Source organism: Chryseobacterium sp. HMWF035 (genome assembly GCF_003094695.1).
Classification (GTDB): domain Bacteria; phylum Bacteroidota; class Bacteroidia; order Flavobacteriales; family Weeksellaceae; genus Chryseobacterium; species Chryseobacterium gambrini.
This window is the reverse complement of the sequence record NZ_QEHP01000140.1, coordinates 5733-15543: the sequence shown is the minus strand read 5'-3', so window position 1 is coordinate 15543 and position 9811 is coordinate 5733. Positions and strand designations below refer to the sequence as shown.

Here is a 9811-nt window from a genome sequence, read left to right as displayed (position 1 = left end):
TCTGTAGAAACAGTTGATAATTGGTTGACATTAAATGACAATCAGTTAGATAAAGTTAAAGAGTGGTATATATTTCAAACTAAGGAAAATGAGAATAAAAGGAATTTATTAGCTTTTATTAATTACCTCAAAAACAATAGTCTTATTAATGATTTTGATTCCTCAAATTGGCTGATTGACTTTGAAAAAGCAAGTGAAAATTTCCCTTTAGAAATTGAAATACTTGAAAAAGAAATAATCGAACTTGAATCATTATCAAAATTCTCGGATTTAAATAATCCAGAATCTCTAGTAAGATGGGCTACTGAAAATCTGAATTTTCCCATATCTCATACAATAGAAAGTATCTTAATCTATTTTCAAAAATATGGTAAAGCAAAACCTTTAGAACAAAATGCTAATAGATATATTCCGTTTCCGGAAGAATTATTTGAAAATATAGATTTTAAAATAAAAGATAAAAATGATAGTCATGGATTTTGGTTAAATCTCGATGGAGTATATGAATATATTCCATATTCACCAAATCAACTTTTGAACGTTGATAGTGCAGAATCCCTCATAAAACCATTATCTAAAATCAAGGAAGGAGTCGGAAAGAAATTAACTACATTAGTTAAAGAAAAAAGCAATAAGGAGAAGTATAAAGAAATATTATTTAAGTTTAATAATCTTTTGGAAAACATAGATTTATACAAAAGAAAAGAGGAACTTGGTTCTTTCAATATTGAAGAAAGTTTAGATATTTCCGAAAGTAAATTTGAACAGTTTATTCAATTTTATAATGATAAAGAAACTATTTTAGTTCAATTCAATTTGATTCAAAAAGAATATGAAGATTTTTTGAGTAAAAAAACAGTTATAGAAGAATGTAATAAAAGAGTTCAAAAACTAGAAAAAGATTTATTTAGTAATAAAGAAAATATTGAAATAGAGTTTGTCGAAGAGCAAATCAGACTTGAGAATAAAGAATTGGTTATCCAACAAAACGAATTACAAGAACTAACAAATAAATTTGTTTTCGATGAAACCTTATTGAATGAAAAATATTTTATTAATCAGAATTTATTAATATGCAAGTATGAATTGGAAAAAGTGTGTCGGGACATCGATGACGACATCCAACAAAAGGAAAATACAATAAGTATATCTGATCAGGAACTAGGTGAAACAACACAAATAGCTGAACAACTGTTTAAACATAAACTTCTGTATGATAAAAATATTCAAGAGTTTGCTAACCCTGAAATCGGAGGTTTCAACTCTTTAAAAAATAAAGCAGACCGATCAAAAATTGATTATGAAGTTGCAGTTAAGAAAATACTTGAAGAAGTGAATTTGCCATATGATGAATCTATTTCCATCGGAAAGTTAGCTAATTTAGTACTCCCGACTGTTTTCCAGACACCAGTAGTTGATGAGGACTTAATTTCATCTAATATTGCAGATAGATTAAGTAAACTTACACAAGATATACAGGAAATTGGTTCAAGAAAAATTGAAATATTAGGCAGTATTTTTAATGAGGTATACAAAGTTTACACCAACTACCTTACAAAAATAAATGAAATTGATACTTATTTAAAGAAGAAAAATAAAGTCATTACAGGAGGAAATAGAGCATCATTAACCTCAAAAAAATCAATTTATTATCCCGATAGCTGGCTTGGAAATTTCAGAAAACAATTAAATACTCAAATAAACAATACAGGTTTATTCAGTGAGCTTCGGGAAGAAATAGACATCAATAAAATGATGATAAAGGCTTTTCAGCAGCTTGGGGGAAGTACTAAAGTTGAACCTGAGGACTTAATGAATCCTAAATCGTATTTCGATTTAGAATTTGATTTAAAACTTGACAATGATGAAATTAATTCGGGAAGTAACGGGCAAACTTATGCTGCTAATGCTTTGTTATGTCTAGCAAGATTATCTTTAATTGAAGAAAAAGGTAGAAAAGGATTAAAAATAATGCCAATAGATGAAGCAGAAGGTTTAGGAAGTAACTATGATATGTTACACGAATTGGCAAAAAAAGAACAATATCAGATACTTACAATGGCAATAGAAACAGCAGGTGAAATTACTGATGATGGACAATATATTTATATTATGAATGAAAATAATATGGCGAGTATTGATACTTATGTTCCCCCGCTCGGAATCTTTGCAAATGAAATTTTTCAAGATATTGATGAATATATAAATACAAGGTCTGATGATGAATAAAAATATTACTTGGAAAGAATTAAAGGCACTTGATGATTTATACCATTTAAAAAAGACCAAAGCAAATATTCAAGATCATCCTTATATAAAATATCTTTTAGAAGAAAAATGTATTCTCGATAGAAAACTGGATAATGTTAAAGTTATTATTTCTAACGATGATTTTATTGAATTCTACGAAGAAACATTTAAATTACAATATGATGAAGCTAAAAAATTTCTTATAGAAAATGATATTGAACCTAGTGCTAAAAAAAGCTTTACGCTTGAAGATGTAAAAACTTTAATGCTTATAGCTGAGAACAAAACAGAGTTAAAAAATAATCCTACCAATATTGAAGATTTTTCAAATGAATTTTTTGATACTTCTAAATATTTGAAGAATAAGGCAAGTATCAGAAATGCTGTATTTAAGATTTTAGATATTACAGAATTTGCTTTAGACAAAAAAGAAAACCAATGGAGGATTGTTGTTGATTATCCTAACCCTAAAGCAATTGTGTTATGTGAAAATAAGTCATTTTTAAAGCAACGTTGGATAGTTAAAAATACTGAAGTTAAATTATGGTACGTTGGAGGAAATAATATAAAAATAATTGACGACATTGATGAATTAGAACTGTCTAAACCTATTTATTATTCTTGTGATTGGGATTTAGCAGGACTACAAATTTATTCAAGAATAAAAGCAAAACTTAAAACTAGGAATAAAGACATTTCTCTTTTATATCCCAATGAACCACATAAAAAAGTAACCACACATATAGATTATCACCACAGCCATTGGGATTTATCAAAAGTATTATCTGGATTGTCTTTAGAAAATTTTTCAAAAAAAGAACTAATTCTTATCAACGATTTAATCCAAAACGAAATGTGGATAGAAGAAGAGTCTTTTGATTTAGTTAAAATGATTCAATTGCTAAATTTGTAGTATATCATTCCAAAGAAAATAAAATTAAAGAATTGGAATCATTGAAAATATCATTACACAAAAAATAAAAAGAGAAGCCAAAGATAAATCGCTCCTTAATGCGCCACCTAAATTCTGTCAAGATCAAGTCCTCCGGATTTTCAGAAAAACTTTTTACGTATAAAAATCTACGAAAAAACTTTTTCCAAAAAACCTTGACAGAATACCACGCTCATTTTCAAAAGGCTTTCTTTTTTTCTTTTTTTGGTTTTTTTTCTTCGCTTTCTTTTAGAAATATTTCAACTGAGAAATTTTGGGCGCAAAGAGAAGGATTAAATTCTTGGTTTGGACTAAAAACTTATTCAAATTTTAGCCTTTTTACTTGCAGATTCGAGCAGAAATTTTTAGTTTTATTACGTAAAATTTAAATTAGGATTTTACCACTTTTTTGCAAATGTCCTATTTGAGGCCATTCACAGAGATGCTACAGCGAAAATCTTATCCATAAAGCGATGAGGAATGGGTACAAAATCCCTCACTCTCCGCTAAAAAAAACCTTCAAATTTATTTTGAAGGTTTTTTTATGCTTGAAATTTAAAATTCTTAGATCATTCGGATCATTGCAGAATCATAGTTGTCAAATTTTCTTTTTCCGTTTTGTTGTTAATGTCTTTTGTGCTTTATTTGCAGAGTTCTATTGAGCTGAAAAAGTTCTAAAGATTAAATCGACCTGAGATCTTTTTATTGAAATTTGAGATTGATACAATTGCTGAAGCAGATGTGTGAGACCATTATTAAAAACTTCTTAACAGCTGAATAGAAAAATTTTTCATTTAAATAATAACCATAAAAACATGTAAACGATGAGTACTGAAAATGTAGAAAATCAAATAAATAGATCAACTGTTCTGGATGAAGAAACGCAGAAAATCGAAGAAATCTTAGGAATAAAACCGGAAGACTACCTAAAATATAATTTACTTCAATATTTACACCTCCAAGACGTAGATATTGAGGATTTTTCAAAGTTTTTACCGTATCTCGTTAAAGTAACAAAAGTAAAACTTACCAACTGTACCATTGCCAATTTTTCCGAATTGTTAAAAATAGAAAGTTGTTCCAGTTTCATTCTGGATAATGTGACTTTCAGAAACAATGAGTGTAATGTAACCAGAGGATTTCCTTATGAAATCCGATTTTCAAATATGACCTTTGATGCAGGTTGTTTTAACAGTTTTCATATATCGTCATCCGGTAAAGGATATAAGCATCTTTTTATTAATAATTGTCATATTGATAATATTCAGGAAATCAATAATATAAAAGGGCTTTATTCATTACATCTCGACAGTATAACTTTTACTTGTAACCCTACCAAGGTAAAAGAGAAATCAATCTACATGATCCATATTTTCAACTCCAAGTTTGAAGATATTTCTTTTATACCATTTAAAAAATCTGTAGGAAGAATTGATTTTGAAAATTGTAAAATAGGAAACTTTAAAGGGATTTCTGAATTTGAAAAGCTTAAAAAGATTCAAATTGATACAAATACACTTGTTAAAGATGAAAGTCAATTTGAAAACCCTTTCAATAAAGAAATTACCTGTCATTTCATTAAGGCGGAAAAACCATTTCGTTTAAAAAATGCAGTATCGCTCAGAAATTATATTAATGAATTAAGCTTTACCTATTTTAAGGTGAAAAAAGTAAAAGATCTTGAAAAGTTTGAAATGGTTAAAACTCTTTCATTTGATAAATCTGAATTTTATGTAGATGCTTTTCTGCCTATTGCTAATCAGATTCAAAAAGTGAAGATGAGAGATTCTGGGATTAAAAAACATAACTATTTCAGATCTTTCGTTAATTTGAAAAGTTTTGAATCAAGTTGCTTCTCAAGAGAGAGTAAAGAGATAAAAAATTTCTCAAAATTACTTCCGTTAAAAGATCAGCTGAAGAGTCTGGATTTTTATGAAGACGAAGAAATGGATAAAAAAGCTCCAGATTATCCCATCGGACAATTTACTTCACTGGAAACCTTAAAATTGGGTTATGAAATTTCTGCAAAAACGGGAAGATCTATTATGAAGTTGAAAAAATTGAGAAAGCTGGATATTAGCATAGCAAAAACAAAGCATATTTTCGATTTGGGACATCTGAAAAAGCTGGAGTTTTTAATTTTTAATTCAAGAGTAAAATTTACTGGATTTGAAAATCTGAAACGTCTAAAATCATTGCAAATAGTCAATGATAGAAAATTTGATTTGAAAACGCTTCCAACTATGAAGTCCTTAAAAAGATTGAGCTTTTCCGCTTATGATACTCACATTAAAGATTTGAGTCACTTTCCGAATTTAGAATTTCTGAGACTAAAGGGAGTTAAGAAACTGCAACTGAAAAACTTGAAAAAGCTAAAAGTGTTGGATTTGGACAATAGCAGAATTAAAGATTTTTCTTCGTTTGAAACCTTGCCATCCCTTGAAAAACTAGATTTATCTTCTCTTCAGAATAAAATTGATCTGAAAGAAATCTGGAAATTTCCCAATTTGAAATGGTTAACATTATTGGAAAGCTATGAGGTAAATGATATTTCAGGATTAGAAGCATTAAAAAAATTAGAGCGCTTGGATTTATACCAAACAAAAGTTACAGACGTAAAGGTGCTGAATACTTTACCTAATTTAAGGGAAGTCAATTTGCTGGTAAAGAATTACGAATTAAATCTTGAAAAGCAATTGGATCGTCCGGAAATTGCCATTTACTGCGGATTACCGACTATAAATTTACGGATTTGGAAAGAAGATGAATTTGGGATTTAAAACGAAAACGATTCTCCATTTTCATTATTCAGATTAATTTTAAATTCTTAAATAACGATAAAAATATTAAAAACATAATATGATGGAAGCCAACGTGGTACAGCTTATAATTTCTCTTAGAAATGAATTTGCAGGCATACATTATGCTCGCTATTTTGAAGATAACGAAAATAATAGAATTTCCCATTTTCTGCAGAAAGTGCATGATTCGGGAGAGTCCTTACAAGGAGAGGAAAAAACACTGTACGAAATTCTCGTCAGTACTTTTGCTCTTGATTATTTCAACGCAAGTTTTTCAGGAGAAGATCTTACCAATATAAATTCTCAGGATCTGTCTCAAATTGAAACATGGACTGTACTCGACTATAAAAACTATATATCCGAAAGTTTCAGAAAAAACGACCTGAGAAAAGAATCTCTTAAAAAAATTTCAATTGAAAAATACAGTCCGCTTTTCAGAGGTTATGAGGAAGATATTGCTTATTATAGAACTTTGCAGGACTGGCATTTAATGAGAAAAATTAATTTTCTTTTAGATGGTGGGTTTTTTACGAAGAACGAACTGAAAGAAAATGAAAATAAGATTCTTGCAATCTACGATGTATTGATTAATGAAAATGAGGGCAATTCGAAGTTGTATTTTATGCACGAAAAATTGCTCTATCTCTGTTCGTTAGATAAAGAATTGAATAAACTGCAACAGTTGCAAACTATTCTGAAATCTGATATTGACGGAGATTACAAAGTTTTAATGATGCGGGACATCATGACAATATACAGGAATGATGATAAATCCAGAGAAGCTCTTGAAATTGCAGATCAGGCAAAAAAACAGTTTCCCAATTCCCCGTTTTTAAAGGAAATTCAATATAAAGAAGATTTAATGACCTGCCCTGAATTGGGACTGAATTTCGAAAAACAGATACAAAGCAATAAGCCGATTCATATAGTGGCAGAATATCGTAATACTTCTGATTTTATTCTGAATATTTATGAAGTGAAAGGCGGGTTTAAATCTTTTATTAAGTATACAGAAGATTATCGTTCAGAAGAAAAATTTTACCATGAAATTGAAAAAATACTCATAAGAAAAGAACATTATACACTTCCTCACTGTGAAATTTATGAAGAGATGAAAACTTCTCTGGAGATTAAACCTTTACCACCGGGATTATATGTTGCAGAATTTTCTTCAAAAGATTTAGCTGAAAGCAATTCAGTCAAAAACTATTTTTTCACAGTATCCGATTATAAAATAATTTATCATCATAAAGATGCAAATGATTTTCCGGAATCATTCAGGTTGGTAAACAGTGAAAATGGAACACCGATTCCTAACGAGGAAATTGTTTTTTTCGAATATCTTCGAGATCAGGATTTGGTAAAACTGAATGCAAAAACAGATGATTTAGGTGTTTTTAAAATTCCGTCAGATGCAAATAATTCATATAGAAAATATCTTGTCCATCATCCAAAAACTAATGATTTTCAAATTCTGGATGTATGGGGGAGAAAATTTTCAGAAGAGCAAAAAAGAGATATCCTTAATAAAACGATACCGCAGATTTTTACCGACCGGGCGATTTACCGACCGGGACAGACCGTTTATTTTAAGGTAATTAATACTAAAATAGAAAACGAAAAGGAATCGGTTGTTGCAGGATTAAAACAAAAAATAGCTTTAACTAATGGAAACGAAGAGGAAATTTCTACACAGGAATTTACGACCAATGAATTCGGATCTTATCACGGAAGCTTTGTTCTCCCTAAAGGAAAACTAAACGGAACCTTTGCTTTAATGATTGAGGACGGAGCAGACTGTTTTCATACTTTTCTTGTAGAGGAATATAAAAGACCGAAATTTGAGATTACTTTTGAGCCAGTAAAGGGAGAATATCAATATGGACAGACGCTAGAACTCAATGGAAAAGCAATATCATTTTCAGGTGTTCCCCTCCGTAATATAGTTGTAAACTATGAAATTACAGAGAATGATATCCGCTGGAAATTCTTCAGCCGTTATAAAAAAAGTTACGGTTACTATGGAAATTCTATACTGGGAAAGGTGAAAACCGATGAGAACGGAGAATTCACGATTTCTGTAACTTTTGAAGAAAATACATATTTAAAAGATGTTCAGGTAGACTGCTTTAAAATTGAAGCGTCTGTTACGGATATCAATGGAGAAACACAGTCGGCTTCTGTTGAAATAAATGTGGCTTCAGTTCCTTATTACATCAAAGCCGAAGAAATTAAAGATGCTTTTACAGACGAAAATGTAAAAATTAAAGTTGAAACAAAAAATTATAATAATCAGGATGTTGAAAAGCCATATCATGTAAAACTTTCCAAACTGAAGTCGCCAGACAGGATTTTTAGAAAGAAGTTTGAAGATAAAATTCAGAATTTATCACAATTTTCTAAAGAAGAGTTTATAGCCAAGTTTCCGCATGACTATTTTGATGAGGACGAATATGAGGAAGAGGGACAAATAGAAAAAGTGATTCTCGATAAAATCTATGATCCAAAAACAGATAACCAACAATTGGCAGCCAATTTAGATTTAGGAAAATTAGAAGTCGGGAGATATGAGTTGAAACTTTATGATAGTCAGAATGAAGAACTGATCGAAACATCTCAGCGCTTTAATGTTTGGGATAAAAATTCCTTAAAAGAAGAAAAGGTATTTCTGAATGTTGTAGATCCAAAGAAGGAATTTTTAAGGGGTGAAAAAGCCAATATCTACATATATTCTGCAATTCCGGATGCTTTGGTATATATCTTTCTACAGGACTGTCTGGGAAACACCATAGCTGAAATAAAGCAATTAAAAAATGGCGTTTTAGACTATATTGTAGAAGTTCCTAAAAATAAAAATATTTCAGAAATTAATGTTCAGTTTCAGATCATTGCTTACAATGAAGTACAGCATAGTGAGATTACTCTTAAAATAAAAGAAAACGAAAATCCTCTTACTATCGAAACAATAGTTTTCAGAGATAAGATTGAATCGGGCTCTAAAGAAAAATGGACAGTCAAAATCACAGAAAATAATAAAAAGGCTTCGACTGCGCTCAGCTTGACAGCAGAAGTCTTGACAACAATGTATGACAGATCTTTAGATCAGTTTTCTATAAATACTTTTGAATGGAAAAGGTATTATGTTCCGTATTATGCGGTAATGTCTTACAAAGTTAAATATAATCTTAGTGCGAGATTTGCTTCAAAAGAGGTTCCTTATATAAGATCTTTTTCAATAGAACCGCCATGCTTCAATTGGTATGATGGAGATATTCCTGAAGGGTTAACGTTTGTGGGCGGAGCATGTGGATATTCCGAAGATGCAGTTTTGAATGAACTTGAAGGACCAAAATTACATTATAAAATTGCGAAAGGCGATGAAAAAGAAAGGGGAATTTCTGTTGGAGAAACCCACAGCGATTTACCCCAAGTTCCCGTGCGCCAAAACCTAAACGAAACCGCGTTTTTCTACCCGGATCTGAGAACCGATTCCGAAGGCAATGTAAGCTTTGAATTCACTTCTCCTGAAGCACTGACAAAATGGAAGCTGATGTTTTTGGCGCATACGAAAGACGCAAAAGCAGGAACACTGGAAAAAGAAGTCGTAACGCAGAAAGAATTTTCGGTAACGCCAAACTATCCGAGATTTTTGAGAGAAGGTGATGAACTGAATCTCCAGTCCAAACTATCGAACTTAACGAGCAAAAAATTAAACGGTTCGGCAGGTTTACAGATTCTGGATGCCTTCACGAATGAAGATATTTCGTCTCAGTTCGGGTTAAATTCAGGCACTCAGAACTTTGATCTGAATGAAAACGGAAATTCAGCC

4 protein-coding genes are annotated in these 9811 nt (G+C 30.6%); all 4 read left to right on the top strand.

Annotated elements, in window-relative coordinates:
• A partial coding sequence (locus DD829_RS23890) for a hypothetical protein (protein WP_165814893.1) occupies window positions 1-2229 on the top strand: 2229 nt, incomplete at its 5' end.
• Window positions 2219-3163, top strand: a complete 945-nt coding sequence (locus tag DD829_RS22020; protein WP_116548149.1) for a hypothetical protein — start codon at window positions 2219-2221, stop codon at window positions 3161-3163. The genes DD829_RS23890 and DD829_RS22020, both read left to right, overlap by 11 nt.
• An 842-nt stretch (window positions 3164-4005) precedes the next feature.
• Window positions 4006-5961, top strand: a complete 1956-nt coding sequence (locus DD829_RS22015) for a leucine-rich repeat domain-containing protein (protein WP_116548148.1) — start codon at window positions 4006-4008, stop codon at window positions 5959-5961.
• Window positions 5962-6040: 79 nt separating this feature from the next.
• Window positions 6041-9811 (top strand): alpha-2-macroglobulin family protein (locus tag DD829_RS22010; RefSeq protein ID WP_262497981.1); only part of this gene is annotated, 3771 nt, incomplete at its 3' end.